This is a genomic window from Bacillus sp. AP50 (assembly GCF_040492675.1).
Lineage (GTDB): Bacteria > Bacillota > Bacilli > Bacillales > Bacillaceae_G > Bacillus_A > Bacillus_A cereus.
In genome coordinates, this window is record NZ_JBEUTW010000174.1 from 13636 (window position 1) to 39064 (window position 25429).

Consider the following 25429-nt stretch of genomic DNA (forward strand, 5'->3'; position numbering starts at 1 on the left):
GTAACCTAAATTAAACTATCCGTCAAGATTAATAACTCATATTTCTGAAAATTGTTACATCATTTCACTAAACGATACTCCAACTGAATTTCATGTAAAATTGGGATATTATCATATCCAATACATGGAATTTCTTTCTTTATTTTTCGTGCCTCCTCTACCGCATTCACATATAAATTAGTCATTACAAAATTACGTTTTTGGTAAAATCGTAACGCATTCATATTATCATTTGTTGTAATAAGCCAAACCTGTCTGCACCGTTCTTCTTCTGCAACTTGTAATACACAATCCACAAGTTTCGTCCCTATCCCCTTTCTTTCTTCAAAGCTATCTAGCGATACAATTTCGCACATATTTCTGGTCACTTCATACGTTATAATTCCGATTATTCTGTCATCTGAGAGCGCAACAAACCCTGGCAACTCTTCTAATTGATGCCCCTTACCACGTGAAACCATCAATGAACTTCCCCAGTTCTCACACATGAACATTCGGATTGTTTCTTTCATCGCTGGCGTAATTTTTTGTATATGCACCATTTCCTATTTCTCCCCTTTTATATCATTGTGATACAATATAAGTGTATCACATGTAACGGTATTTGGAGGATGAGGTAAAGTATGAAACGTTTTTTTGCAGCATTGTTTACTATACTAGGTGCAATAACTGCCCTTGGGATTTTCTTTACAAATAAAGTGATGTACTTAAAGAAAAAAACAGAGGAAGAAGTACTCGAAAGAGAAACGAAAAAACATTTTCGTATAGAGGATTTTGATGCTCTTCATAAAGAAGAAATTCATATCCCTTCACAATTTGGATACGACCTTCACGGATATTACATTCCTGCTGGTCATTCCACCAATAAGTTTATGGTTTTTTGCCACGGTGTAACTGTAAATAAAATAAACTCTGTAAAATATGCAAACTTATTCTTAAAAAGAGGATATAACGTCCTCATTTACGATCATCGTCGTCATGGTAAAACTGGCGGAAAAACAACAAGCTATGGATACTATGAAAAACATGATTTAAAATCCGTAGTTGACTGGCTAAAAAACCGTTTTGGCACCAATATTACACTTGGTATTCATGGTGAATCTATGGGAGCTGCAACACTTCTTCAATACGCAGGACTTGTAGAAGATGGTGCTGATTTCTATATTGCAGATTGTCCTTTCTCTGATTTTCACGGACAATTACAGCACCGTTTAAAGGTTGAATTCCATTTACCAAAATGGCCTTTATTACCTTTAGCAAACGCATTTTTGAAAGTTCGTGACGGTTATACAATTCGTGAAGTTTCACCAATCGACTGTATAAAAAACATTAACAATCCCGTTCTCTTTATTCATAGTAAAGATGACGACTATATTTTAGCTGATATGACAAAAGCGTTATATGAAGCGAAAGAAAATAATAAGCAGCTTTATATTGCAGAACACGGTGCACACGCTTGCTCTTATAACGAAAATAAAGAAGAGTACGAAGCAGCCGTCGATCAATTTTTAAACACATATGTGAAAGAAACAAAAAACAGGCTTGCATAAGCCTGTTTTTTATTGCGCTAAAACGTCTGTAACTTGTTCCATATTTTCAGAAATCCATTGCATTGCATCATCTAACGTTGGGAATTCTGTCGTTTGAAATGTTACTTCATCTTGAAGTAACCAAACATCCTTTGCCTCTTGCCCTACACCTGCAATGGACCAATGTAACAAACTATATGGATGATTATCATTCAAAAATGATGCCCACGTGCGCTCATTTGCAATGTTTCGTAATGTATGTAATTGTTTATCCATCTCTCGTCACCTTACTCTAGTCAGTTATGAAAACTATTATAACACTCTCTTCTTTCTCAAACAAAGTGCTCTTTTTTCTCCGCTATTTGCGGGCAGTAAAACTCCCACCTCAAAATTCGGCTGAAACAAAGAAGTTAGGTGGGAGATTAACTGCCCCTAAAAGCCCGATTGGTTCAACTAATAATTAGTGGGGGATGCCTCCCCCACTAATTAAAGTTTCACTTTATATTGCCAAGCACTTCCCTTGATTATATGATGAAATTAAGCGTTTGGGAAGGAGGGATAACGTTGGCAAAAGTACAAATTAAAGTAAATGATAATGGCTCTTTTCGCGTTACAGGGGACGTGGAATTAGTCGACTCACAAGGGAATGCATTCCCAGCAAAACCGGCATTTTCTTTATGCCGTTGTGGTTTATCAAAAAATATGCCTTATTGCGACGCTTCGCATAAAGGTAAATTCGAGTCTGTTGTTAGAGCACCAGAGGCAGAATAATTTTACATGTGACATGCACATTTTTTTGTGCATGTTTTTTCTTTTTAGCAACTCCGTTATATCCCTTCTCTTTACAACATTTCTAATACTTTTATTTCCATTCCAGCCTGCATATATTTTCACACAATTCTTCACATTCGAATATTTTTTACTAGCCTTTTATTTTTTTTGTGCTATAATTTGAGCAAACAGCATCCTTCGGGGTCGGGTGAAATTCCCAACCGGCGGTGATGAAGTGAAAACTTCTAAGTCCGTGACCCGTTTTCAACTCGAAAACGGTGGATCTAGTGAAACTCTAGGGCCGACAGTATAGTCTGGATGGGAGAAGGATATGTTTCTAGTTTTTTATATAGTGAATACACTTTTATTTCAGTATGCATATTTTTAAAGATTCATTTTGATTCTTTATATATGTTTAATTTTCTATACTTATTTTTTATACTGAAATAAAAAGAGACAACTAGCGTTTAAAAATTCGATATTTTGCTAGGTTTTTTCCTTATGCAGAAATATCAATTATCGTTAGGTTTCTTTCCTATGCTTTCGTATTCAAACTATATTTCTAGAAATCACGTCTCCCAAACCCCAAGGATATTAAATCCTTGGGGTTTTTTGATTTTTTTTGGAGAGGTGAAGAAAATGACAGATCAAGAATATATGAGGATTGCCCTGCAGTTAGCAGAAGGAACATCAGGACAAACAAGTCCAAATCCTATGGTTGGTGCTGTTGTTGTAAAAGATGGAAACATCGTTGGTATGGGCGCTCATTTACGAGCTGGTGAAGAACACGCAGAAGTTCATGCCCTTCAAATGGCTGGTCAGAACGCCAAAGACGCTACCGTTTATGTAACACTGGAACCGTGTAGCCACTTTGGAAAAACACCACCTTGCTGTGAATTGCTCATCGAAAAAGGAGTTAAGCGTGTTGTAATTGCTACTCTCGATTGTAATCCGCTCGTTTCTGGTAACGGAAAAAGAAGATTAGAGGAAGCTAGAATTGAAGTAACTACCGGTGTTCTTGAAGCAGAAGCAGTTTTATTAAATCGCTACTTTTTTCACTACATGAAAACGAAACGCCCTTTTGTAACAATCAAAACAGCGATGAGCTTAGATGGAAAAACAGCAACTGTAACTGGTGAAAGTAAGTGGATTACAGGTGAAGAAGCACGTGCTGATGTTCACCAATATCGCCATACACATGATGCAATTCTTGTTGGAGTGAATACAGTTATAGCTGATAATCCTCATTTAACAACAAGAATTCCAAATGGTGGGAAACATCCTATTCGCGTTGTTTTAGATACCCATTTACGAACGCCACCATCTTCTCATGTTATAACAGATGGTTTAGCACCGACATGGATTATTGTCGGTAAGGATGTAAAGAAAGAGAAGATATCTTCTTATGAATCTAAAAATATAGCTATATTCCAAATGGAAACGAAGCATATAGAAATCGAGGACCTTCTTTCCTTTCTTGGAGAGAAACAAATTCTTTCTCTATTCGTTGAAGGTGGCCAATCGATTCATGCAAGTTTCTTAAAAACAAACAATTTTAATGAAATTGTAACCTATATAAGCCCGAAATTAATTGGTGGGAAAGATGCTCCTACTTTATTTGGAGGAAATGGTTTTTCAAAATTACAAGATGCGCTTTCCTTGAAAATTCAAGAGATGAAACAAATTGGTGATGATATAAAAATCGTTGCGAATGCCCGAAACGAGGTGACGAAATGTTTACAGGAATTGTAGAAGAATTAGGAACGATAGCAAACATGCAACAAAGCGGAGAAGCGATGAAATTAACGATTCATGCAAAGAAAATTTTATCAGATGTTCACTTAGGTGATAGTATCGCGGTTAACGGTATTTGCTTAACTGTAACAAACTTTACAACTACTTCATTTACAGTTGATGCAATGCCTGAAACGATGCAGTCGACATCACTTCGCATGCTTAAACCGCACTCTAAAGTAAATTTAGAGCGAGCAATGGCTGCAAATGGACGATTCGGTGGACATTTCGTTTCAGGACATATTGATGGCATCGGAACGATTTTAAATAAAAAACAACATTACAATGCCGTCTATTACAAAATAGCAATTTCTGATGAACTGCTGCGCTATTGTTTGCAGAAAGGGTCCATTGCTGTTGATGGAACGAGTTTAACGATATTTGATATAGACGAATCTTCCATAACGATTTCGCTCATCCCGCACACAGTAAGCGAGTCTGTCATTGGAGAAAAAAATGCCGGAGATATCGTAAACATTGAGTGTGACATGATTGGTAAATATATCGAACGCTTTATTACTAAACCTACAAAACGAGTAGGTTCAATGACTGAAAGCTTTTTACAAGAAAACGGATTTCTATAAGGGGGAAGCACAATGTTTCATCGTATTGAAGAAGCTCTAGAAGATTTAAAACAAGGTAAAGTCGTTATCGTATGTGATGATGAAAACCGAGAAAATGAAGGCGATTTTATTGCTTTAGCAGAGTACATTACACCAGAAACAATTAATTTTATGATTACACATGGCCGTGGTCTCGTTTGTGTACCGATTACGGAAGGGTACGCAGAACGTCTACAATTAGAACCAATGGTATCTCATAATACAGATTCACATCATACTGCGTTTACAGTGAGCATTGACCATGTCTCTACAACAACAGGGATTAGCGCTCACGAACGTGCAACTACGATACAAGAATTGTTAAACCCCGCATCAAAAGGCGCTGATTTCAATCGACCTGGACATATCTTTCCATTAATTGCGAAAGAAGGCGGTGTCCTGCGTCGTGCAGGTCATACAGAAGCTGCTGTTGATTTAGCAAAGCTATGCGGTGCCGAACCAGCTGGAGTTATTTGCGAAATTATAAATGAGGACGGCACGATGGCACGTGTACCTGATTTAATAGAATGTGCAAAACAATTTGATATAAAAATGATTACAATAGAAGATTTAATTGCTTATCGCCGCCATCATGAAACACTTGTGACGAGAGAAGTGGAAATTACATTACCTACAGATTTCGGTACTTTCCACGCAATTGGCTATTCTAACTCATTAGATACGAAAGAACATATCGCACTTGTAAAAGGTGATATTTCAACAGGTGAACCGGTACTTGTACGTGTTCATTCTGAATGCTTAACAGGAGATGTATTCGGTTCACATCGCTGCGATTGCGGACCACAACTCCATGCAGCACTTGCTCAAATTGAGCGTGAAGGAAAAGGTGTTCTTCTTTATATGAGACAAGAAGGAAGAGGCATTGGGCTTCTTAATAAGCTTCGCGCTTATAAATTACAAGAAGAAGGATTCGATACTGTAGAAGCAAATGAAAAACTCGGCTTCCCTGCTGATCTTCGTGATTACGGTATCGGTGCTCAAATATTAAAAGATTTAGGTTTACAAAGCTTACGATTATTAACGAATAACCCAAGAAAAATTGCTGGCTTACAAGGTTACGATTTAGAAGTAGTCGAGCGTTTACCGTTGCAAATGCCGGCAAAAGAAGAGAATAAATCGTATTTACAAACGAAAGTAAACAAATTAGGACACTTACTAAACTTATAATTAAAGGAGAGATTTATTATGGTATTCGAAGGTCATTTAGTTGGTACAGGATTAAAAGTTGGAGTTGTTGTTGGACGTTTTAACGAATTTATTACAAGTAAGTTACTTGGCGGCGCTTTAGACGGATTAAAGCGTCACGGTGTAGAAGAAAATGATATTGATGTTGCTTGGGTTCCTGGTGCATTTGAAATTCCTTTAATCGCTAAAAAGATGGCTAGTAGCGGAAAGTATGATGCTGTTATTACATTAGGTACTGTAATCCGAGGTGCTACAACGCACTACGATTACGTTTGTAATGAAGTAGCAAAAGGTGTTGCGTCTTTATCACTACAAATGGACATCCCAGTTATTTTCGGCGTATTAACGACAGAAACAATTGAACAAGCGATTGAACGCGCAGGTACGAAAGCTGGTAATAAAGGATATGAATCAGCTGTTGCTGCAATTGAAATGGCTCACTTATCAAAACAATGGGCATAAAAAAAGAGGCTGCGGCCTCTTTTTATTTTTTCACCTTTTTTTGTACATCTTTTATTAATTCATTCATCGTTTTTCCTTCTGTTTTTATATGAAGAGCTTGTGCTGTTCTCCATACATTCTCTCTTTTTTTCGCTTCTTCTATAATAGTAATTTCTTTTCTAACTTCCTTTAAATCTTTTCCTTCCGTTTTCAATCCAAAATGTTCAGCTTTCGTTCGAAAGTGTTGTTCGATTCTTTGTTGCATCTCTTTTTGTTCAGGATTTTCGGCAGCCTTAACTGGATCAGAACTTATTGCTTTTATTAAAATTAAACAAGTCATAATCGCTAATATGTATTTGTACATGTAAAATCCTCCAACCCAATATAAATTACATATTTACTATGTACAATTAGGGCTTGGAAAATTCGTCCACAAAAATTCTTTTTTTCGCTCAAAAACCAATAGTATCAAGCGTTCACAACTATTTATTACATTTTATTTACAAAAAAGCAAACTCTTTTACAAGTTTGCTTTTTCATCTATCTTATAATGCACATTCTTCAATCTCAAATCCTAAATCTGCAATCATACCCCAGTCCGCAGTCGGCTCTTGTCCAGCTGTCGTTAAGTAGTCCCCGACAAAAATAGAATTTGCTGCAAATAAACCGATTGGCTGTACAGAACGTAAATTGATTTCACGTCCTCCTGAAATACGAATTTCTTTTGTTGGGTTTACAAAACGCATCATTGCAAGTACTTTTAAACATTCTACTGGCGTTAACTCTTTTTGCCCTTCAAGAGGTGTCCCCTTTACAGCAACAAGGAAATTACAAGGGATAGAATCTGCATCTATACGTTGTAATTCAAATGCAATTTCAGCACGCTCTTCAATTGTTTCTCCCATGCCAAAAATCGCTCCAGAGCATGGTGAAATACCAGCTTGTTTTGCTTTTTGAACTGTATCAACACGATCATCATACGTATGAGTTGAACAAATACTATCGTAATTATTTGCATGTGTATTTAAGTTGTGGTTATAACGGTGCACGCCTGCTTCCGCTAAACGTCCTGCTTGATCTTCATTTAAGAAACCTAAACAACAACAAATCTTCAAGTCTGTCGTTTCACGAATTTCCTTAACTGCTCCAATTACGTGATTTACCTCTTTATCCGTCGGACGACGACCAGACGCTACAATACAATATGTACCTGCTTTACGGCGTATTGCTTCATGTGCCCCTTCTACAATCTTCTCCTGCGTTAACCATGCATATTTATCAATCGGTGCTTCTGAAATAATAGACTGTGAGCAATATCCACAATCTTCAGGACATAATCCAGATTTCGTATTAATAATCATATTCAATTTTACTTTCTTACCAAAGTGATGATGGCGAATAATGTAAGCTGCATTCATAATTTCTAAAACTTCTGTATCATCAGCTTCTAATATCGCTATTGCATCTTCTTTCGTAATCATTTTCTCTTCCACTACGTCGTATGCAAGTTTTTTCCAATCCCTTTTTGTTTGTACTTGTTTCATTTCATCTCTTCCCCTCTTTTGTTATATGTATAAATAAAGCATGATACGTTGCCATTATCCCTTCATTTCCCGTGAAGTCTCTTTCGTATATGCGTAGCATCGCACGAAAGAGTGAGGGACTTTGACAATATGATCCTTCATTGCTATTAGTTGCTCCTACTTTTCGAATAGAATGCAGAAACTCCTTAACTTCTGTAAAACTCTCTATGTAACATGTTTCAGAAACATGCACATCCCCTGTTTCTATCTTACATATATGAAGCAACTGATCTTTTGAATAAAAACGTTGACCAATCGATATTTCATTTTTTATATTTCTTTCTTCTTTCGCACGTTGGAACGAAGCATGCAATTCTTGAAATGTTTCATGTCCAAACGTTGAAAAGAGTAATATCCCATCTATAGACAAATGTTGAAATAAATTTCTTAACACTTGTTGTAAATTATTTAACCATTGAAATGTAGCATTTGAAATAATGACATCATATGATTCTTCTAATCGTAATTGCTCAATATCTTCACAGTGAAACGTTACATTTTTTACACTTTGTCTAGTTTGCGCAATCGCAATCATACTTTCAGCAAAATCAACTGCTGTAATATGTGCTTTCGGAAATAACTTTGATAATTGTTCTGTTACATACCCCGTCCCGCATCCCAGTTCTAAAATACGTATTGATGCCGTTTCACTATATCGTTCCTTTAAGATTGAAAGTAATGAATGTGCCATCTTTTTTTGTACATTTGCATATCGATCGTAAGATACGGCTGCCCCATTAAACCGTTTTTGTAGTAACGTTTTGTTGATCATGTCGTATCCCCTCTACAAATTGAATTATCTCATTTGCACAATATTCAAAATTCGTTACACATAATGCATGCCCTGCTTCACTTACTACTTTCAGCTCGCTGCTGCTATTCTCCGTCATACTACGTGCCGCAGACAATGGGCATATTACATCCTGTTCTCCGTGAATAAGTAGTATAGGTACTTTAATTTCTTTTAGTTCTTCTCTCATATCTGTTTCTATTAAATAATCCAAACCTAGTTGTAAAGACTGAATAGAATCACCTTTAAAACGGTCTACAATGTCTTCAAAGTTTTTATTCCCTTTTAGCTCATCTTTCGTAAACATATTTTCATAAAACCGCTTGAGCGTATCTTCTTTCCTTCTCGCCAAATTCCTTTTCAGCCGTTCTACATGCAAAGCATTCCATCCATTACTATAGTCGCTCGTATTTGTAAATTTAGCAGTCCCACCAATTAATACGATGCCTTTTGCCTGAATCTTTTTATAAGCTTCAACTGCTGCTAACGCTCCTAGTGACCATCCAACTAAAATTACGTTGTCGTTATGCGCTACATCTATAGTTCGTTCCGCAAATTCACTTCGTTCTTTCACATTACGCCAATCTACGCATTGAACAGGATATCCTTTAAAATACGGAAGTACTAAATCCCAAATATTCTCTTCCATTCCCCATCCGGGGATAAAAATAATCTTTAGCTCGTTCATACGAAAATCTCCTCTTCTTTCGCAATGTGAATAATTCGGTCAATAGCCCATTTTAAATCAGCTATTGTATGTTGCGATGTAACTGCAAAGCGAATTCGAGAACTATGAACCGGCACAGTTGGCGGACGAATTGCAATGGCCGCAATCCCTGCCTCTTGCAACCTTTTACTAAATCGTAAAGCATGTTCATTTGAACCGACTACAATCGGTACAATATGAGTTGAACTATTCCCAATATCAAAACCAGCATCCCTTAATTTAGTTCTGAAGTATTCTCCGTTTGCTATAAGGTTCTCTCTTCTTTCGTTATCTTCTTTTACAATTTCAATTGCTTTTTGCACTGCTCCTAACGTACTTGGTGGTAAAGCTGTAGTAAAAATAAAGCTTCTCATCATATTTTGTAAATACTCTATATAAATTTCATCACCTGTCAAATACGCACCATAACACCCTAAAGCCTTGCTAAACGTCCCCATATGTATATCAATTTTTTGAGCAAGATTTTTTTCTATATGAGATAACCCAGCTCCGCCGATTCCATATATTCCACTCGCATGTGCTTCATCGACTATAATGATTGCCCCGTACTTCTCTTTCAGCTGTACTAAATCTCTCAAATACGCAGTATCACCATCCATACTAAAAACGGTATCTGTTACGATTAATTTTCTGTTTTCAGGCGAAGCCATTTTCAACAGCTTCTCTAAATGATCCAAATCATTATGACGATACCTTTTATGCTCTGCCCCGCTTAATATGATTCCATCAACAATACTTGCGTGATTTAACTTGTCACTAAAAACAATATCGTGCCGAGAGGCCAAAGAAGATATGGCACCTATATTTGCCGTATACCCACTATTTACAATTAAAGCCCTTTCAGTACCTTTCCAGTCACATATGCTTCTCTCAACCTCTTCATATAATGGATGATTTCCTACAACGAGACGAGAGGCAGTCGCTCCAGTTCCATATCTTTTTGTACAGGCAATAGCAGCTTCTTTTAACCTTTCATCTCCAGCTAACCCTAAATAATTATTTGACGCTAAATTTAACATCCTTTTTTTATCTCGAATAAGCCAAGTCTCTTCTGCCTTCTCTGTTACATGCAAATCACGATACTGCCCTTGCTCATGTAATTGTTGTAATTTACATTGAAGGTGCGCCCGCCACGTTTGATTCATTTTGGATAAACTCCTCTAATTTTGAAATCATAATATGTTCTTTTGCAGATTCTAATACTTCTTCTTTCGTAAACTCACCTTCAAAGAATGGTAATAATCCTAAAACTGGTACCCCGCTCAGCTCTTCAATCATCTCTTTATTTTCTTGCACTCTTTCCATTTCACATTCTTTGCAACCTGATAAAATGACACCCGCTACGGTTAAGCCATGCGCCTTTGCATAAGCAATCGTTAACACTGTATGATTTACTGTTCCTAATGTAGGACGAGCTACTACAATAAGAGGCAACTGTAATTCTTTTGCAAAATCAATTACTAAAGCATCTTCTGTATATGGGACAGCAAGCCCACCTGCCCCTTCTACAAATAAGCTATTAAACTCTTTTAATAGTTCATTATAGTAATCAGTAATTTCTTTTAACTTTACTACTCTTCCAGCTCTTTTCATGGCAAGTCTCGGAGCAAGTGGTTCTTCAATAGAATAAGGGCAAATTTCATTTTCTTGTGTCGGCACACCTGATAATGCTTTTAACCTTGCCGCATCTCCCTCAGGGTTTGATGCAACATGCCCACTTTGCAACGGTTTATATACTCCGATGTTATATCCCAATTCTCTAAATACACCGGCTAATGCACCGGCAACGACAGTTTTCCCCACTTCAGTATCTGTTGCTGTTATAAAAAAACCGCTCATTATTCTCCCTCCGTAACATCCGAGATTGCTTTATACAAAATACGTAACATATCATCAATCTCCTCAATTGTAGAAGCAAGAGGTGGCATAAATACAATCGTATTACCGAGCGGTCGTAAGATCATACCCAGCTCTCTTGCGCGTTTACATACTTGAACACCGACTCTTTCTGTCCAGTCAAACGCTTCTTTCGTTTCCTTATTCTTCACAAGCTCAATACCAACCATTAATCCGCACTGACGAATATCACCTACATGTTTATACGCAAAGAGCTTTTCTAATTGCGCTGCCACATAATCCGTTTTATGTGCCACTTCTTCTATTAAATTTGTTTTTTCATATAGCTCTAAATTCGCGATTGCTACGGCACACCCTAACGGATTACCTGTGTAGCTATGTCCATGGAAAAATGTTTTTTGTTCTTCATATTCTCCTAAGAAGGCATTATATATTTCATCTGTCGTTACCGTAACTGCAATTGGTAAATATCCACCTGTTAAACCTTTCCCAGCAGTTAAAATGTCTGGCGTCACATTTTCATGTTCACACGCAAACATTTTCCCTGTACGCCCAAATCCAGTCGCTACCTCATCTGTAATAAATAATACATTGTACTTTGTACATAAATCGCGCAGTCCTTTTAAATATCCTTTTGGCATTGTAATCATTCCGCCAGCACCTTGCATTAATGGCTCTACAATGATGGCAGCTACTTCTTCATGCTTTTCTTTCAACAATTCTTCCATTTCTTCTAAATGGCTTTTTACAATTTCCTCCTTATTATTTCCGTAAGGAGAACGATATGTATATGGATACGGCATTTTAATCGCATCAAATAAGAGCGAACTATACACTTGGTGAAACAAGTCTATTGCTCCTACCGAAACAGCTCCAATTGTATCACCGTGATATGCTTCTTTTAATGTAACGAATCTTTGTTTCTTTGTTTTCCCTTTATGCTGCCAATATTGGAAAGCCATCTTAATTGCAATTTCAACAGCGGTAGAACCTGAATCAGAATAGAATACCTTCTTCAATCCATCTGGTACAACCTCAATAATTTTTTCTGCTAATAAAATAGATGGAACGTTAGCAAGTCCTAACATAGTAGAATGAGCAATTTTATTTAATTGCTCACGAATTGCTTCATCTAATTCCGGTACTTGATGTCCGTGAACATTTAACCATATAGATGAAACACCATCCCAATATTCATTACCATTTACATCGTATAGTTTTCTTCCCTCTCCACGTTCAATAATGACAGGATCTTCTTCTAAATAATCTTTCATTTGTGTAAATGGGTGCCATACGTAAGCTTTATTTTTCTCTGCTAATTCTTCATATGTATAAGATGATTTTTCAATCGTTTTACTATTTATTGTCACAATTGTCACCCCTAATGTTAACTTGTTTATAAATATAGTTAACATTAAATCCGAATGACTGTCAATTATTTTAAAATCAAATAGTTCTTAAAAAAGAACAACTTATCATACGATAAGTTGTTCTACTTTCCATGCTGTATCTTTCCAATTTCTAAAATAATTTCTTCATCTTTTTTCCCCTCTGTATCAATTCCAAGTTGCTTAGCGTGCTCAATTAATAAATCATGACGCTTCTCAAATCTAGCGGTATTTACTTCTTTCGTAACCTCTTCTTTTGTTTTCCCCTCAGTAGAAACTCCTAGTTTTTCTGCTGCTTTTTCCATTGATTTCTTCTCTTCTATTTCTTTTACTTTCTTCACTTCTGACTGTTGTATTTGCTTTTGTTTCAACTGCTCTGATTCAGCCGCAAAAGCTGTGTAAATTCCAGCACTTCCTCCAATAACTAATAAAGTGGTAAAAAGAATTATTTTTTTCTTCACTCTTTCCTCCCCCTTTCAAATTCATTATAACGTACATTTTTACAGCGTTAAAAACAATTATCCTTTATTTCCCTAAAAAAACATTTAATATTTTTATTGACATGTAAGATGAAAATATGATAAAAATTTAACTAACATCATATGAATCGGCGTTGATAGGATTTAGTAGTATTTCGATTTCTGATTTCAGAGAGCTGGTGGTCGGTGCGAACCAGTACAGAGCGAATTATGAATTACCCCCTGGAGCTTCTTTTACGAAACGTGAGGAGTAGTGAAAGACGGTTATAGACCGTTATGTCTAAAGAGTGGTGAAACGACACAGTTTCACAATTTAGGGTGGTACCGCGAATTTTTCGTCCCTGCATATATTGCAGGGGCGTTTTTTATTTTATAAGCGCATATCATATGACCCTTTATTTTGTGATACATTCATTTCACAAGCTAGGGTGGTACCGCGATTTCTTCGTCCCTGCATAATTATATGCAGGGACGTTTTTTTATCCAATCTTTTCCGTATCATATAGAAGAACAAACAATTACCGGTAATTTGTCACAAAATTCTAAATTTTAGAAGGAAATATACAATATTGGCGAATTTTATATAAAAAAGAGCTATTTCATATTACTTAGGAGGGGAAAACAATGGTTTCAAAAATTGAGTCTGTTCTTTTAACAATTTTTATCTTTTTCTGTATTGGTTTTAGTGTTATTCAATTAGAAGTTTCACCACACATCCCAATTTTATTTGGTATCGTTCTTTTATTAGCATTTGGATTCTTGAAGAGAATCTCTTGGTCTACTATGGAGAAAGGGATGATTAGTAGTATTTCAGCTGGTATTCCATCTATATTTATCTTCTTACTTGTAGGCGTATTAATTAGCGTTTGGATCGCAGCTGGAACTATTCCGACTTTAATGGTATACGGCTTCCAACTTGTATCTCCAAAAATTTTCGTTCCAACTGTTTTTGTTGTTTGTGCAATTGTTGGAACGAGTATCGGTAGTGCTTTTACAACTGCTGCAACTGTAGGACTTGCCTTTATGGGAATGGGTACTGCCCTTGGATACGATCCAGCTCTTATTGCTGGTGCAATTATTTCTGGTGCATTCTTCGGAGATAAAATGTCTCCTTTATCTGATACAACAAACTTAGCGCCTGCTGTAACGGGTGTAGATTTATTTGAACATATTCGTAACATGCTTTGGACAACAGTGCCAGCTTTCATTATTGCTTTTATCGCATTTTTCATTTTAGGAAGCGGATCTGATGGAAACGTTGATTTCTCAGCATTTATTAACACATTAGAAAAAAATACAACGATTTCTATCGTTACACTGATTCCTATTTTATTACTGTTCCTATTCGCATTTAAAAAGGTACCCGCAGTTCCAACATTACTTGCAGGAATTGTGGTAGGGATTATTATTCTCTTTATTTTTAAACCTAGCACTTCTTTAGCTGATTTAATTAAAATTATGCAAGACGGTTACGTTTCTAAAACTGGTATCAAAGATATTGATAGCTTATTATCTCGCGGTGGCCTGCAAAGTATGATGATGTCAATTGCTCTTATTTTTCTAGCTCTTTGTATGGGAGGATTATTACAAGGAATGGGTATTATAGCGCAGCTGATGAATATTATCTCTAGCTTCGTAAAAACTAGTACACGCTTAATTATTTCTACTGCTTCAACTGCAATTGGTGTAAACTTCTTACTCGGTGAGCAGTACTTATCCATCGTTTTAACAGGACAAGCATTTGCTAATAAATACGATGAAGTCGGTTTAGAACGTCGTAATTTATCACGAGTATTAGAAGATGCTGGTACAGTAATTAATCCACTCGTACCATGGGGTGTAAGTGGCGTATTCTTAACAAACGTTCTTAGCGTTCCAACATTCGATTACCTGCCATACGCAATCTTCTGTTTAGCGTGTCCAGTCGTAACCATTATCGTCGGCTTTACTGGATTCGGTCTTTCATGGAAAAAAGAAAAAGCAGTACCAGTTTCATAATATAACAAAAAGGATTACCAAATTGGTAATCCTTTTTATATTTCTCTACTATCTATTCGCTTTCTTTTTTCTAAATAACATAAGTAATCCCGCTCCAACAAACGCAAGACCAGCTCCAATTGTAGAAGCAATACTTGCACCTGTTTTCGGTAAATCACGTTCATCTTTTTCAGCTTCTTTATTTTCACTTACAGTTGTTGTTGTTTCTTTTGTATTTTGATCATCTGTTGTAGTTTGTCCAGATCCAGTATTGTTTCCATCTTGTTTTGGTTCATTACCATTATTACCTTCTTCTGTTGGTGGTGTTGGGTTTTCTCCATTACCTGTTGGCGGTGTTGTTGGATTTTCTCCACCACCTGTTGGCGGTGTCGTTGGATTTCCTTCACCAGTTTCTTTATCATCATTTTTCTTCGTTATATCAATTGCATATTTCGCAAATTCATTTTCAGATGGTCCAACATATGAAATCTTTCCATCTTTCTTTATATACTTTTGTGCATTTGGTGAAGAATCAAATGTTGTATTTAATTTATCTGCAACAATCGGTTTAAATGTCCAATTTTGATCAGCTGCTGGATCAATATCTTTTATTTTTTGCATATACTTCACAATGATTTGACGTGTTTCATCTTGTGATTGGTATACAACTTCCCCTTTACTTACACCTGGGAACGTTTGGCTACTTCCACGATAGTTATTTGTAGCGACGATGAACTCTTGCTTGTCAGCTACTAGCTTACCTTCATATGTCATATTTACAATACGATTAGCATTTGCATTTACAACTTTTCCATCTTTATCGTATTTCGCCGGTTGTGTTACATCAATTTCGTATTTTAAGCCATCTAAAATATCGAAGTTATATGTAGGATAGCCTATATTTACTAACGGCTGTTCTTCTGTTTTCTTTGGATCAATTTGATTAAACTGACCTGCAGACATTTCAAGCCATTCTTTCACTTGTGCCCCATTTACTTTTACAGCATATAACGTATTTGGATACACGTATAAATCTGCAACGTTTTTAATCGCTAACGTTCCAGCTGGAATATCCGTATAATATGTCGCACCGTTTCGGCCACCTGCTTTAAATGGTGCTCCTGCAGATAAAACTGGAATATCTTTAATCTTTTCGTATTCTGGTTTTTTAAGTTCTTGTTCTACATACCATTTTTGCGCATTTGTCACAATTTGTACGGAAGGATCATCTTGTACTAATGAAAAATAACTATTAATTGGTGCTTTCGTTTCACCTACATGTGTATTTACATATTCGATTGTCTTTTCATGTTCATCTTTAATTTCATTAACTAATTTTTGATCAGATTCTACTAATGGATTACCTTTACTATCAGCAATCGGACGAAGTTGCGGCTTAGACTGATCTTTTTGCACTTCCCATTTTCCGTTTACCTTTTTCAATTGCATATCAATAATACCTAAGTTACTACCAAAAACACCCGGCATTACAACTGGAACACCATTAAATACATCCTTCACTTCAGTATGTGAATGTCCCATTAATACTGCATTTACGCCAGGAACCTCTGTTAAATAATACGACGCGTTTTCCATACCAACGTTGTATCCACTTTTATCAACACCGGAATGAGCTAGTGCAACGATAACATCTGCACCTTCTGCTTTCATTTTTGGTACCATTTTCTTCGCTGTTTCAACTATATCTTTCGCTTTAACTTGTCCTTCTAAATTCGCTTTATCCCAATTCATAATTTGTGGTGGAACAAATCCCATTACACCAATTTTCACTATTTGTTTTTGGCCTGCTTCATCCACTACTTCTTTCTCTAAAATATGATATGGTCTATCAAAGTAATGCTCGTCATTCTCATCATTACCATCATGGTCATCTCTGTAGACATTCGAGTTAATAACCGGAATTTTTGTTTTACTAGTCACTTTCTTTAAATAATCTAAACCGTAGTTAAATTCATGATTCCCAAGAGAGATGACGTCATACTTCATTAAATTCATTACACGATATAATGGGTGTGTATAACTAGGATCCACACGATTCTTCTGATCTTTTATTTTATTTGCTACATAATCTCCAAGCGGTGTCCCTTGTAATGCATCCCCATCATCAAATAGGACAGAGTTTTTCACTTCTTCACGTGCTTTATTAACGAGTGTTGCAGTTTGTACGAGACCTACTTTATTATCTGTTTTCGTTTGATAATAATCGTAATTCATTAAGTTAACGTGAATATCTGATGTTTCTAGAATTCGTAAGTTAACTGTACTCTCCCTAGTTTGCTCATCCGCATGAGCTGTTGCTGGCAATACTTGCGGCGCTATAACACCAATAGCAAGAGTTGCTCCAGCTAGCATTTTTTTTGACTTTTTCACAAAAAATCCCCCTTATACAATTACCAGAAATAATGAAATGAATCCCTATCTGTCTCTAACCACATACCTTTTTTCTTCTATTAGAGACACAATTTTCATTTCACCCTGCGCTAACGAGTAGTCCCCTTAAACGCCCGATTGATGAAGACTATTAATTAATAGGAAATAAAGCTCCCACTCATTAAAGTTTCACCTTATCTGACATTATCATATATAAAGTTCTTTCCTATCGTCAATATTTTTTGACAAACTTCAACAAATTTTCTGTAAAGTTATTATAAACTTTTCATAAACATATAATATGCCCTTACATTGCTAATACTGCTGAATATGATACAATTACCAATTACAAGGAGGATGAATTTATGAAAAAAGTCATCTTAACAATTGTTTGTCTCCTCCTTCTGATCATTTCTTATTCTTATTTTGAAAAGAACGACGAGACAAAACAAAATGAATCTGAAGAAAAAACAGAAAAAACATCTGCCCCAAATTGGATTGATAAGCAAACAAACGAATCTTTTTATCATCTTGTATTAGGTGATTCACTCGCTAAAGGATATGGATCGACACAAGGTGGATTTGCTGAATTAGCTTCTAAGCAAATAGAAGCACAAATTCATAAACCAATTACAGTAGAAAACCTTGGGGTAAACGGTCTTACAACAGATCGTCTCGCTAAAAAAGTTCAATCAGAAGATGTAAAGGAAAAAATTAGAGCAGCAAATATAATTACAATTAATATTGGAGGAAATAATTTATTTCGTTTAAATCGTGATGTTGGTGTTATAGATGGTATAAAAATGTTAAATAAAGAAAAAGCCCATTTTGAAGCGGATATAAAAAGTATTGTAAAGACAGTTCGAGATCAAAATCCGGACGCTTTACTCATTCTCTCAGAACTCTATAACCCGTTACAACTCGATGACTCCATCGCAAGTTATGCAGATATGTTTTTAGATGGCTGGAATGAATCTGTTTATTCCATTTCCAAAGCAAATCAACCATCTATCGTTTTACCAATTCGCAAATTAATATCGAATGATAAAAAAGAGTTATTATTTGACCAAGTACACCCAAATGATAACGGCTATGCAATTATTGCCAATACATTTACAAAGCAAGTGTTATCCTACAAATATTAAAGCGACCATAAAACAATTCTATTTTTATAACATGTCTTTTTTGTTACAATGATAGTGGAAGGGGGCCTTTATATGGAATCACGCGAGTGGGAACGTATTGTTGATCATCTTCTTTCGCTAGTGCCTCTTTTTTATCGCAAATTTATGCTTCCTGGAGAATTTTCTTCTCAAAGACATATGCCGCCATCACATACACAAGTATTACTGCTTTTGCATGAAAACGGCACATTAGCAGTTTCCGAAATCGGCAAGCGGCTAGCGATTTCACGGCCTAACATGACACCTCTATTAAACAAACTTATTCAAGAAGAACTAATAGAGCGTCATTATAGCGAAAAAGATCGACGGGTCATTTTAATTTCCCTAACAGCTGAAGGGAAATTATTAGTAAATCAGTATCAGCAATTCATTTTAGACAAACTAAAAGAAAATTTCCAAACATTATCTGAGGAAGAGCGCGAAAAGCTCATTCATTCTCTTCAAACCATTCAAAATTTAATTTTGAAAACAAACGTATAAAGCTGCTTCTAAATAGAAGCAGCTTTATGATTCGTAATAATTACCATAGTATACATTGGAATATGGCCATGTTGTTAAATATGGTTTTTTTTCCTGTGTAGGCTGTTGTGTTGGTAATTGTGGTATTTGTGATAATTGCTGTAATTGTTGTTGCCGATATAATTCGTATTGTCTACTCGTATCATAAACCGGATAATAATTTACATATGGATATACTTGAGGTACGTAATAATAATACATTATCCTCTCCTCCTTTTTCTTAAACATATTCAAAGGAGAAAATGAATGTGACATTGTTTATAATTGTACAAGTGGTTCTCTCACTCGTTTCTTCCTTTTCTTCAAACGTAACTTACGGTTCTTTTCGTATAAATAATGCACAACGAAATATGAAATGAGACCAAACACAACTCCTAAAATCGTCATTCCAATTAATACATACACTTCACTTTGTAATAAGCTCTTTAATATCGTAAAAATGTGACTTGAAAACAAGTCCGATATCGTAAATGGTTCATGATGAATTTTCTGTACATGAAATGGATAAATCATTTTTCCTAGCGCATACGCAAGCGGAAATAAAAATACTGGGAGAAACGATATTTTCCCAATAATATTGCCAATAACTGCCGCAGGAAAAGATCCCTTTGCTAACCTGACGATTGGATAAAATATTACATATACGAGCGATGCCGTATAAATGACTAACATTTCTAAGCCGAATCCTATAGCAAACCCTAACGATACTTTCTTTGCGCCTTCTGGCGATCGAAGCAACTTATAATATTGAAACTTTAATATTCTCCACATCCGCTGGAAAAACGAATATGTTTTCTTAGTTGTTTTCACCCTCATCATCTCTTTAACTATATTTTTATATGTAGTATGTCCTTACACACTCTGAAAAACAAATTTAGTTTTCTCTTTTATTATAAATGATATCGAAATGGTTAACCAAATATACATCCGACATTTTAATATAAAAAAACCTCCCTTTTAGGAAGGCTCTTCTACATTTTTAAATAAACTCACTAATAACGCTTTTTGAGCATGCAATCGATTACCAGCTTGCTCAAAGACGATAGACTGCGGTCCATCTATAATTTCTCCTGTTACTTCTTCTTCACGATGGGCAGGTAAACAGTGTAAGAAACGATATGTTTGCTTCGCATGCTTAACAAGTTCGTTATTGATTTGGTAAGGTTGAAATAAAGTATACTTCTCTTCTTCGCCCTCTTGCCCCATGCTCATCCAAACGTCAGTATAAATGAAATCTGCTTCATTCACCGCTAATTCAGGATCATGCAAAACTTCAATTTCAGCTCCTGTTTCCTTGGCAATTGCTAACGCTTTTTTTACAATCTCTTCATTCGGTTCATACCCTACAGGCGTTGCCACAGTCATATGCATTCCGACTTTTGCACTCGCTAGCAACAATGAATGACATACATTATTTCCGTCACCTACGTAAGCCAATTTTATTCCTTTAAATGTATTTATTTCTTCGTATATCGTCATAAGGTCTGCCAATGCTTGACAAGGATGGTGATCATCCGTTAAACCGTTAATAACAGGAATACTCGATTCTTTTGCAAGCTCTTCTACATCCGCGTGTGAGAATGTACGTATCATGATCCCGTCAATATACTGCGATAATACTTTCGCAGTATCTGAAACGCTTTCTCCTCTTCCCATTTGCATCTCTTTCCCACTTAAAAACATACCATGTCCCCCGAGCTGTACCATTCCTGCTTCAAAAGATACACGAGTACGAGTTGAATGCTTATCAAAAATAAGCCCTAATATTTTGCCTTGTAATAAAGGCTCTTGCTTATTCTTTTTTAAATATATAGCGAACTCAATTAAAGAAATAATTTCTTCTTTCGTTAATTCTTCTAGTGTTAAAAGATCTTTCGTATTTAATTTCGGTACTTGTACAGTTGACATGAGACTTCCCCCTTATATGATTGATACGTTTTTTGTACAAACTACTTTTTTTATTATATATACTGCCTGTTCTAACTCTTCATTCGTGACAATGAGTGGCGGTAATAGTCTTATCACATTAGGACCTGCTTGTAATACGAGAAGTCCTTCGTTTTCTAGTTGTTCTATAAAACTTGCAACTTCATGCTTACACTCAATCCCAATCATAAGCCCCTTACCACGTATATTTTGAATACATTCGACATGCTGTAATTCCTCTTGCAACTTCTCTAATACGTACTCGCCTTTTTCTTGTACTTCTTTTAAAAACGATGGTTTTTCACTTACTTGCAATACTTCTTTCGCTGCAGCCATCGCGATGTAATTCCCGCCAAAAGTTGAACCGTGTGATCCTGCAGTAAACGACGCTCCGAGCTCTTTCCGGCCAATCATCGCTCCGACAGGAATCCCATTCCCAAGCGCCTTTGCAACGGTAACGATATCAGGCTCTATTCCCACTTGTTCATAAGCGAATAGTGTTCCAGTTCTTCCTATCCCCGTTTGTACTTCGTCTATAATAAATAAGGAACCGAACTTATTACATAATGTTTCAATCTCTTTCAAAAAAGATAGATCAGCAGGTATTACTCCTCCCTCTCCTTGAACAACTTCTACCATTACCGCCGCAACTTCTTCATTCATTACTTCCTCTAATGCTTTAATATCGTTAAAAGGGATATGTAAAAAAGATGGAAGTAATGGACCAAATCCTTCTTTTACCTTATCTTGGCCCGTTGCACTCATCGTTCCAAATGTTCTACCGTGAAAAGACTGCTGGCATGTTACGACGAGAGATTTTCCAGTATGCTTACGCGCTAACTTTAAAGCCGCTTCATTTGCCTCTGCCCCACTATTACAGAAAAACACATAATCTAATTCTCTATTTTCTGTTAATAATGACGCAACTTCTTCTTGCAAGCTGTTTGTAAACAGGTTAGATATATGCCATATATCATCAAGTTGCTCTTGTACACCTTTGAGAACAGTAGGGTGACAATGTCCTAAATTACATACGCCAATTCCTGATGTGAAATCTAAATATTCCTTACCGTTATTATCAATAACTTTCGTTCCAGTTCCCTTTACAAACTCAATAGTTCTTCTGCCATACGTTTGAAAAAGATGACTCGTCATGCAATACTCACACCTTTCGTTACCGTCGTTCCAATACACTCTCCCGTAACCTCAGTAAAATCTTTTGTACCATTCACAATACTTATCTTTTGCACTCCCATTTTTAATGATGCTAGTGCCGCCTGTACTTTCGGAATCATCCCACCTGTAATAACACCTGTTTCTATAAAAGTAGCAATTTCAGATTCATCCGTTTCCTTTACCAAATTCCCTTCATGTAATATTCCATCTACATCCGTAATAAAAATAAGCTCTTTTGCCCCTAACGCAGCCGCAATCCCAGCTGCAGCATTGTCCGCATTTATGTTATAAACTTCATTACCATTTACCCCGATTGGAGCAATAACAGGAATATACTCCATATTTATTAATCCTTTTAATAAGGCTGATTCTACATAACTTACTTCCCCCACATATCCTATCTCTTCACTGACAGGTTGAACTTGAAGTAAATTGCCGTCACATCCTGAACAACCTACCGCAAGTAAATTATGCTTTTGTAAATTCATTACGAGTTTTTTATTCGTACTTCCGCATAGCACCATTTGAACAACATCCATAACTTCTTTTGGTGTTACGCGTAATCCATCTCTTTTTTCTACGTTGATGTTACAATCTTTTAATTTGGCATCAATTTCTGGCCCACCACCATGAACAATCACTACTTTATACTTCTGTTGCAATTTCTTTATACATTCAAAAAACACAGCTTTTAATTGATTCAACATACTACCGCCGCATTTCACTACAATATATTCGCTCATCTTCTCTCTCCTTATGTACGATAACAAGCGTTTATTTTCACATATTCATAGCTTAAGTCACAGCCCCAAGCTGATCCTGTCTCTTCTCCTAAGTGTAAGTACACATTAATGACTATTTCATCTTCTTGTAATCTCTCTTTCATTTCTTCTTCAGAAAATGTTTGAGGCTCACTATTTTTTAATACCAATATAGATTGAAGAGTAATGTCAATTGTATTCGGATTAATAGCTACTTCACTTTGTCCAATACCGCTAATAATTCGTCCCCAGTTTGGGTCTTCACCATGTATTGCTGTTTTCACAAGACTCGAACCGACTATTTGCTTTGCAATTTTTTTTGCCTCTTCATTCGTTTGAGCTCCTAGCACATTTACTTCTATTAACTTCGTAGCACCTTCACCATCTTGCGCAATTTTTTTTGCTAAATCTTCACATACCTTCTGTAAAGCACATACGAAAGTTTCCCAATCTGTATGTTCCATATTTATCGGCCTTGTTTCTGATAATCCACTTGCCATAACGATGACCATATCATTCGTAGAAGTATCTCCATCTACCGTAATTTGATTAAATGTATGATTCGTAATTTGGGATAATGCCGTTTGCAATACGTCATGCTCTATATGAGCATCTGTCGTAATAAAACTAAGCATCGTTGCCATATTCGGATGAATCATCCCTGAACCTTTTGCAACACCCGCAATCGTCACTTTCTTCCCATCAATAATCATTTCATAGCAAGTTTCTTTCGTTATGAGATCCGTCGTTAAAATTGCTTCAGAAAAAGAATATGCTTCACTTTCTTCCTTCGTCGGTATAAGAGTTGCAACTCCCTTTCGGATTATATCCATCGGCAGCGGAACACCAATTACACCTGTTGAAGCTACTGCAACGTAATTTTCTTTCAATCCAAAATGTTCCGCCCCTAATGTGCGCATCTCGTATGCGTCTTGTAATCCTTTCATTCCAGTACAAGCATTTGCATTTCCACTATTAACGATAATTGCTTGTAACTTCCCTTCTGCCGTTATACTATCCTTCGTTACTTGCAAAGGGGCTGCTTGTATTTGATTCGTTGTATACACAGCGGCACATGATGCTGGTACGTCACAAACGATTGCCCCTAAATCCTTTTTCTCCTTTTTCAGACCATTTGCAGTACCAATTGCCGAAAAGCCTTTCGGCGTTACAATTGAACCATTTTCTAATTTTGTAATAGACGCTACTTTAATCATCATGTCCCCCTTATAGATAAAGCGGCATATGTTGTAAACCTGTTGTCTCTTCTAGTCCCGCTATTATGTTTGCATTTTGAATCGCTTGCCCAGCCGCGCCTTTCATCATATTGTCTATAACAGAAACGACCGTAACTCTTTCTGTTCTTTCATCGTAAGCTATGCCAATATCACAATAATTTGAGCCTCTCACTTCTTTTGGACTTGGAAATTTCCCTTGCGTACAAATTCGGATGAAAGGCGATTGTTCATACGTTTCTTCATACAATTTTTGAAGTTGCTTTATTTCCATCTTTTGTTTTACTTTTGCATAAAGTGTAATCATGATTCCTCGTGATATCGGTATTAAATGTGTGCTAAATGTAATTGGCTGTAATTCACTATTCCATTCTGTAAGCATTTGCTCAATCTCTGGAACGTGCTGATGCTGGTTTACTTTATAGATGTGTAAGTTATCGTATAGCTCAGGAAAATGAGTCATTGTTGTTGGTGTTTTACCTGCTCCTGATACCCCTGATTTCGCGTCAATAATAATCGAATCTTCTTCAATCCTGCTACTACGTACTAACGGTGCTATCGCTAGCAATGTGGCTGTAGCAAAACATCCTGGGTTTGCAATTAAATTTGCCTTTTGAATCTCAGTCCTTTTCCATTCACTTAACCCATACACTGCTTTTCTAAGAATTTCTTCTTTCGCTGCTGGCCTTTTATACCACAGTTCATATGACGAAGGATCTATCATACGAAAGTCTCCAGATAGGTCAATTACTTTTAAACCTTCTGCTAATAACTTGGGAGTTAACTCCGCCGATACTCCTGCTGGTGTTGCTAGAAATACGATTTCTGCTTCTTTCCCTATTGTCTCCACATCAATTTCTTGTAACGTATGAACGAGGACATTTCGAAGATGCGGATATACATTTGTTATACACTCACCAACTTGTGAAAAAGAATGAAGAGATGCTATAGAAAAATATGGATGTTGTTCTAATAAACGAATTAACTCAATGCCCCCATATCCAGTGGCTCCAATAATTGCGACTTTCATAAGTTCCTCCTCAAATCGATTCTTTAAATTAAGTATGATTATAATATTGTATATTTATAGAGT

27 protein-coding genes, 1 riboswitch and 1 other annotated feature are annotated in these 25429 nt (G+C 36.3%); of the genes, 9 read left to right on the top strand and 18 right to left on the bottom strand.

Annotated features, from left to right (window positions below; genetic code table 11):
- Positions 1-59: 59 nt before the first annotated feature.
- A complete protein-coding gene (locus ABWK52_RS14855; RefSeq protein WP_000233410.1) occupies positions 60-542 on the bottom strand; it encodes a GNAT family N-acetyltransferase in 483 nt (160 codons plus the stop codon).
- A gap of 81 nt (positions 543-623) precedes the next feature.
- Here ABWK52_RS14855 and ABWK52_RS14860 point away from each other — a divergent pair, with 81 nt between their 5' ends.
- Positions 624-1550, top strand: a complete 927-nt coding sequence (locus ABWK52_RS14860) for an alpha/beta hydrolase (RefSeq protein WP_000819234.1) — start codon at positions 624-626, stop codon at positions 1548-1550.
- A gap of 9 nt (positions 1551-1559) precedes the next feature.
- On the opposite strand, the gene ABWK52_RS14865 is transcribed toward ABWK52_RS14860, so the two are convergent.
- Positions 1560-1805, bottom strand: a complete 246-nt coding sequence (locus ABWK52_RS14865; protein WP_000360793.1) for a DUF2552 family protein — start codon at positions 1803-1805, stop codon at positions 1560-1562.
- Between the two features lie 288 nt (positions 1806-2093).
- On the opposite strand from ABWK52_RS14865, the gene ABWK52_RS14870 reads away from it, so the two are divergent.
- From ABWK52_RS14870 to ribH, 5 genes are all read left to right on the top strand, one after another.
- On the top strand, positions 2094-2300 hold the full coding sequence (locus ABWK52_RS14870) for a CDGSH iron-sulfur domain-containing protein (RefSeq protein WP_001151579.1): 207 nt from the start codon (positions 2094-2096) through the stop codon (positions 2298-2300).
- A 190-nt stretch (positions 2301-2490) separates the two neighbouring features.
- Positions 2491-2634: riboswitch (FMN riboswitch) on the top strand.
- 305 nt (positions 2635-2939) lie between these two features.
- Positions 2940-4052: a bifunctional diaminohydroxyphosphoribosylaminopyrimidine deaminase/5-amino-6-(5-phosphoribosylamino)uracil reductase RibD gene (gene ribD / locus ABWK52_RS14875; protein ID WP_000131988.1), complete on the top strand. Its 1113-nt coding sequence runs from the start codon at positions 2940-2942 to the stop codon at positions 4050-4052.
- On the top strand, positions 4034-4678 hold the full coding sequence (gene ribE / locus ABWK52_RS14880; RefSeq protein WP_000493901.1) for a riboflavin synthase subunit alpha: 645 nt from the start codon (positions 4034-4036) through the stop codon (positions 4676-4678). Before ribD ends, ribE begins: the two co-directional genes overlap by 19 nt.
- 12 nt (positions 4679-4690) lie before the next feature.
- On the top strand, positions 4691-5884 hold the full coding sequence (gene ribBA, locus ABWK52_RS14885; RefSeq protein WP_098541566.1) for a bifunctional 3,4-dihydroxy-2-butanone 4-phosphate synthase/GTP cyclohydrolase II: 1194 nt from the start codon (positions 4691-4693) through the stop codon (positions 5882-5884).
- A gap of 18 nt (positions 5885-5902) precedes the next feature.
- Complete coding sequence (ribH, locus tag ABWK52_RS14890) at positions 5903-6364, top strand: 6,7-dimethyl-8-ribityllumazine synthase (protein WP_000230895.1); 462 nt, start codon at positions 5903-5905, stop codon at positions 6362-6364.
- Between the two features lie 22 nt (positions 6365-6386).
- Here ribH and ABWK52_RS14895 read toward each other — a convergent pair whose 3' ends face one another.
- From ABWK52_RS14895 to ABWK52_RS14930, 8 genes are all read right to left on the bottom strand, one after another.
- A complete protein-coding gene (locus ABWK52_RS14895; RefSeq protein WP_000280032.1) occupies positions 6387-6707 on the bottom strand; it encodes a hypothetical protein in 321 nt (106 codons plus the stop codon).
- A gap of 181 nt (positions 6708-6888) precedes the next feature.
- A complete protein-coding gene (bioB, locus tag ABWK52_RS14900) occupies positions 6889-7887 on the bottom strand; it encodes a biotin synthase (protein WP_000815856.1) in 999 nt (332 codons plus the stop codon).
- A gap of 1 nt (position 7888) precedes the next feature.
- Positions 7889-8698 (bottom strand): malonyl-ACP O-methyltransferase BioC, encoded by an 810-nt coding sequence (gene bioC / locus ABWK52_RS14905; RefSeq protein ID WP_098541564.1) that lies wholly within the window; start codon positions 8696-8698, stop codon positions 7889-7891.
- Positions 8664-9404 carry an alpha/beta fold hydrolase gene (locus tag ABWK52_RS14910; protein WP_098283373.1) on the bottom strand — a complete coding sequence of 247 codons (741 nt, stop codon included), beginning with the start codon at positions 9402-9404 and terminating at the stop codon, positions 8664-8666. Before ABWK52_RS14910 ends, bioC begins: the two co-directional genes overlap by 35 nt.
- Positions 9401-10588 (bottom strand): 8-amino-7-oxononanoate synthase, encoded by a 1188-nt coding sequence (bioF, locus tag ABWK52_RS14915; RefSeq protein WP_001077287.1) that lies wholly within the window; start codon positions 10586-10588, stop codon positions 9401-9403. The genes ABWK52_RS14910 and bioF overlap by 4 nt, the downstream gene beginning before the upstream one ends.
- Positions 10554-11282: a dethiobiotin synthase gene (bioD, locus tag ABWK52_RS14920; RefSeq protein ID WP_000012496.1), complete on the bottom strand. Its 729-nt coding sequence runs from the start codon at positions 11280-11282 to the stop codon at positions 10554-10556. Before bioD ends, bioF begins: the two co-directional genes overlap by 35 nt.
- Entirely contained in the window at positions 11282-12715 is a 1434-nt protein-coding gene (bioA, locus tag ABWK52_RS14925) for an adenosylmethionine--8-amino-7-oxononanoate transaminase (RefSeq protein ID WP_002103558.1), read from the bottom strand. The genes bioD and bioA overlap by 1 nt, the downstream gene beginning before the upstream one ends.
- Before the next feature lie 77 nt (positions 12716-12792).
- On the bottom strand, positions 12793-13149 hold the full coding sequence (locus tag ABWK52_RS14930) for a hypothetical protein (protein WP_000726902.1): 357 nt from the start codon (positions 13147-13149) through the stop codon (positions 12793-12795).
- 143 nt (positions 13150-13292) lie between these two features.
- Positions 13293-13513, top strand: a binding site (T-box leader).
- Positions 13514-13791: 278 nt separating this feature from the next.
- Between ABWK52_RS14930 and nhaC the strand changes: the two genes are divergently transcribed.
- Positions 13792-15165, top strand: coding sequence for a Na+/H+ antiporter NhaC (gene nhaC, locus ABWK52_RS14935; protein ID WP_000253735.1), 1374 nt, complete (start codon positions 13792-13794; stop codon positions 15163-15165).
- A 48-nt stretch (positions 15166-15213) separates the two neighbouring features.
- Here nhaC and cpdB read toward each other — a convergent pair whose 3' ends face one another.
- Positions 15214-17535, bottom strand: coding sequence for a bifunctional 2',3'-cyclic-nucleotide 2'-phosphodiesterase/3'-nucleotidase (gene cpdB, locus ABWK52_RS14940; protein WP_000748617.1), 2322 nt, complete (start codon positions 17533-17535; stop codon positions 15214-15216).
- A 365-nt stretch (positions 17536-17900) separates the two neighbouring features.
- Here cpdB and ABWK52_RS14945 point away from each other — a divergent pair, with 365 nt between their 5' ends.
- Positions 17901-18680, top strand: coding sequence for a GDSL-type esterase/lipase family protein (locus tag ABWK52_RS14945; protein ID WP_000755850.1), 780 nt, complete (start codon positions 17901-17903; stop codon positions 18678-18680).
- Positions 18681-18752: 72 nt separating this feature from the next.
- Positions 18753-19199 carry a MarR family winged helix-turn-helix transcriptional regulator gene (locus ABWK52_RS14950; protein ID WP_000445819.1) on the top strand — a complete coding sequence of 149 codons (447 nt, stop codon included), beginning with the start codon at positions 18753-18755 and terminating at the stop codon, positions 19197-19199.
- 24 nt (positions 19200-19223) lie between these two features.
- Here the strand turns inward: ABWK52_RS14950 and ABWK52_RS14955 are convergent, their stop codons facing one another.
- From ABWK52_RS14955 to argC, 7 genes are all read right to left on the bottom strand, one after another.
- A complete protein-coding gene (locus tag ABWK52_RS14955) occupies positions 19224-19439 on the bottom strand; it encodes a hypothetical protein (protein WP_000291957.1) in 216 nt (71 codons plus the stop codon).
- Between the two features lie 57 nt (positions 19440-19496).
- On the bottom strand, positions 19497-20057 hold the full coding sequence (locus ABWK52_RS14960; RefSeq protein WP_002005691.1) for a DUF2062 domain-containing protein: 561 nt from the start codon (positions 20055-20057) through the stop codon (positions 19497-19499).
- A 138-nt stretch (positions 20058-20195) separates the two neighbouring features.
- Positions 20196-21146, bottom strand: a complete 951-nt coding sequence (gene argF / locus ABWK52_RS14965) for an ornithine carbamoyltransferase (protein WP_000108850.1) — start codon at positions 21144-21146, stop codon at positions 20196-20198.
- A gap of 12 nt (positions 21147-21158) precedes the next feature.
- A complete protein-coding gene (locus ABWK52_RS14970) occupies positions 21159-22319 on the bottom strand; it encodes an acetylornithine transaminase (protein WP_000200560.1) in 1161 nt (386 codons plus the stop codon).
- Complete coding sequence (argB, locus tag ABWK52_RS14975) at positions 22316-23083, bottom strand: acetylglutamate kinase (RefSeq protein ID WP_098208221.1); 768 nt, start codon at positions 23081-23083, stop codon at positions 22316-22318. Before argB ends, ABWK52_RS14970 begins: the two co-directional genes overlap by 4 nt.
- Positions 23084-23094: 11 nt before the next feature.
- Positions 23095-24318 carry a bifunctional glutamate N-acetyltransferase/amino-acid acetyltransferase ArgJ gene (gene argJ / locus ABWK52_RS14980; RefSeq protein WP_141524843.1) on the bottom strand — a complete coding sequence of 408 codons (1224 nt, stop codon included), beginning with the start codon at positions 24316-24318 and terminating at the stop codon, positions 23095-23097.
- Between the two features lie 10 nt (positions 24319-24328).
- The gene (gene argC, locus ABWK52_RS14985) at positions 24329-25366 is read right to left on the bottom strand and encodes an N-acetyl-gamma-glutamyl-phosphate reductase (protein ID WP_000861251.1); all 1038 of its coding nucleotides are present in this window, start codon (positions 25364-25366) and stop codon (positions 24329-24331) included.
- Positions 25367-25429: the final 63 nt, after the last annotated feature.

Coding starts and splice junctions, on each gene's coding strand:
- ABWK52_RS14855 (WP_000233410.1), bottom strand. CDS start 542: ATGGTGCATATACAAAAAATTACGCCAGCGATGAAAGAAACAATCCGA.
- ABWK52_RS14895 (WP_000280032.1), bottom strand. CDS start 6,707: ATGTACAAATACATATTAGCGATTATGACTTGTTTAATTTTAATAAAA.
- argC (WP_000861251.1), bottom strand. CDS start 25,366: ATGAAAGTCGCAATTATTGGAGCCACTGGATATGGGGGCATTGAGTTA.
- argF (WP_000108850.1), bottom strand. CDS start 21,146: ATGTCAACTGTACAAGTACCGAAATTAAATACGAAAGATCTTTTAACA.
- argJ (WP_141524843.1), bottom strand. CDS start 24,318: ATGATTAAAGTAGCGTCTATTACAAAATTAGAAAATGGTTCAATTGTA.
- bioC (WP_098541564.1), bottom strand. CDS start 8,698: ATGATCAACAAAACGTTACTACAAAAACGGTTTAATGGGGCAGCCGTA.
- ribBA (WP_098541566.1), top strand. CDS start 4,691: ATGTTTCATCGTATTGAAGAAGCTCTAGAAGATTTAAAACAAGGTAAA.
- ribE (WP_000493901.1), top strand. CDS start 4,034: ATGTTTACAGGAATTGTAGAAGAATTAGGAACGATAGCAAACATGCAA.
- bioF (WP_001077287.1), bottom strand. CDS start 10,588: ATGAATCAAACGTGGCGGGCGCACCTTCAATGTAAATTACAACAATTA.
- argB (WP_098208221.1), bottom strand. CDS start 23,083: ATGAGCGAATATATTGTAGTGAAATGCGGCGGTAGTATGTTGAATCAA.
- ABWK52_RS14860 (WP_000819234.1), top strand. CDS start 624: ATGAAACGTTTTTTTGCAGCATTGTTTACTATACTAGGTGCAATAACT.
- bioA (WP_002103558.1), bottom strand. CDS start 12,715: ATGTTAACTATATTTATAAACAAGTTAACATTAGGGGTGACAATTGTG.
- ABWK52_RS14960 (WP_002005691.1), bottom strand. CDS start 20,057: ATGATGAGGGTGAAAACAACTAAGAAAACATATTCGTTTTTCCAGCGG.
- ABWK52_RS14865 (WP_000360793.1), bottom strand. CDS start 1,805: ATGGATAAACAATTACATACATTACGAAACATTGCAAATGAGCGCACG.
- bioD (WP_000012496.1), bottom strand. CDS start 11,282: ATGAGCGGTTTTTTTATAACAGCAACAGATACTGAAGTGGGGAAAACT.
- ABWK52_RS14970 (WP_000200560.1), bottom strand. CDS start 22,319: ATGACGAGTCATCTTTTTCAAACGTATGGCAGAAGAACTATTGAGTTT.
- bioB (WP_000815856.1), bottom strand. CDS start 7,887: ATGAAACAAGTACAAACAAAAAGGGATTGGAAAAAACTTGCATACGAC.
- ABWK52_RS14910 (WP_098283373.1), bottom strand. CDS start 9,404: ATGAACGAGCTAAAGATTATTTTTATCCCCGGATGGGGAATGGAAGAG.
- ABWK52_RS14950 (WP_000445819.1), top strand. CDS start 18,753: ATGGAATCACGCGAGTGGGAACGTATTGTTGATCATCTTCTTTCGCTA.
- ribD (WP_000131988.1), top strand. CDS start 2,940: ATGACAGATCAAGAATATATGAGGATTGCCCTGCAGTTAGCAGAAGGA.
- ABWK52_RS14945 (WP_000755850.1), top strand. CDS start 17,901: ATGAAAAAAGTCATCTTAACAATTGTTTGTCTCCTCCTTCTGATCATT.
- ABWK52_RS14955 (WP_000291957.1), bottom strand. CDS start 19,439: ATGTATTATTATTACGTACCTCAAGTATATCCATATGTAAATTATTAT.
- ribH (WP_000230895.1), top strand. CDS start 5,903: ATGGTATTCGAAGGTCATTTAGTTGGTACAGGATTAAAAGTTGGAGTT.
- nhaC (WP_000253735.1), top strand. CDS start 13,792: ATGGTTTCAAAAATTGAGTCTGTTCTTTTAACAATTTTTATCTTTTTC.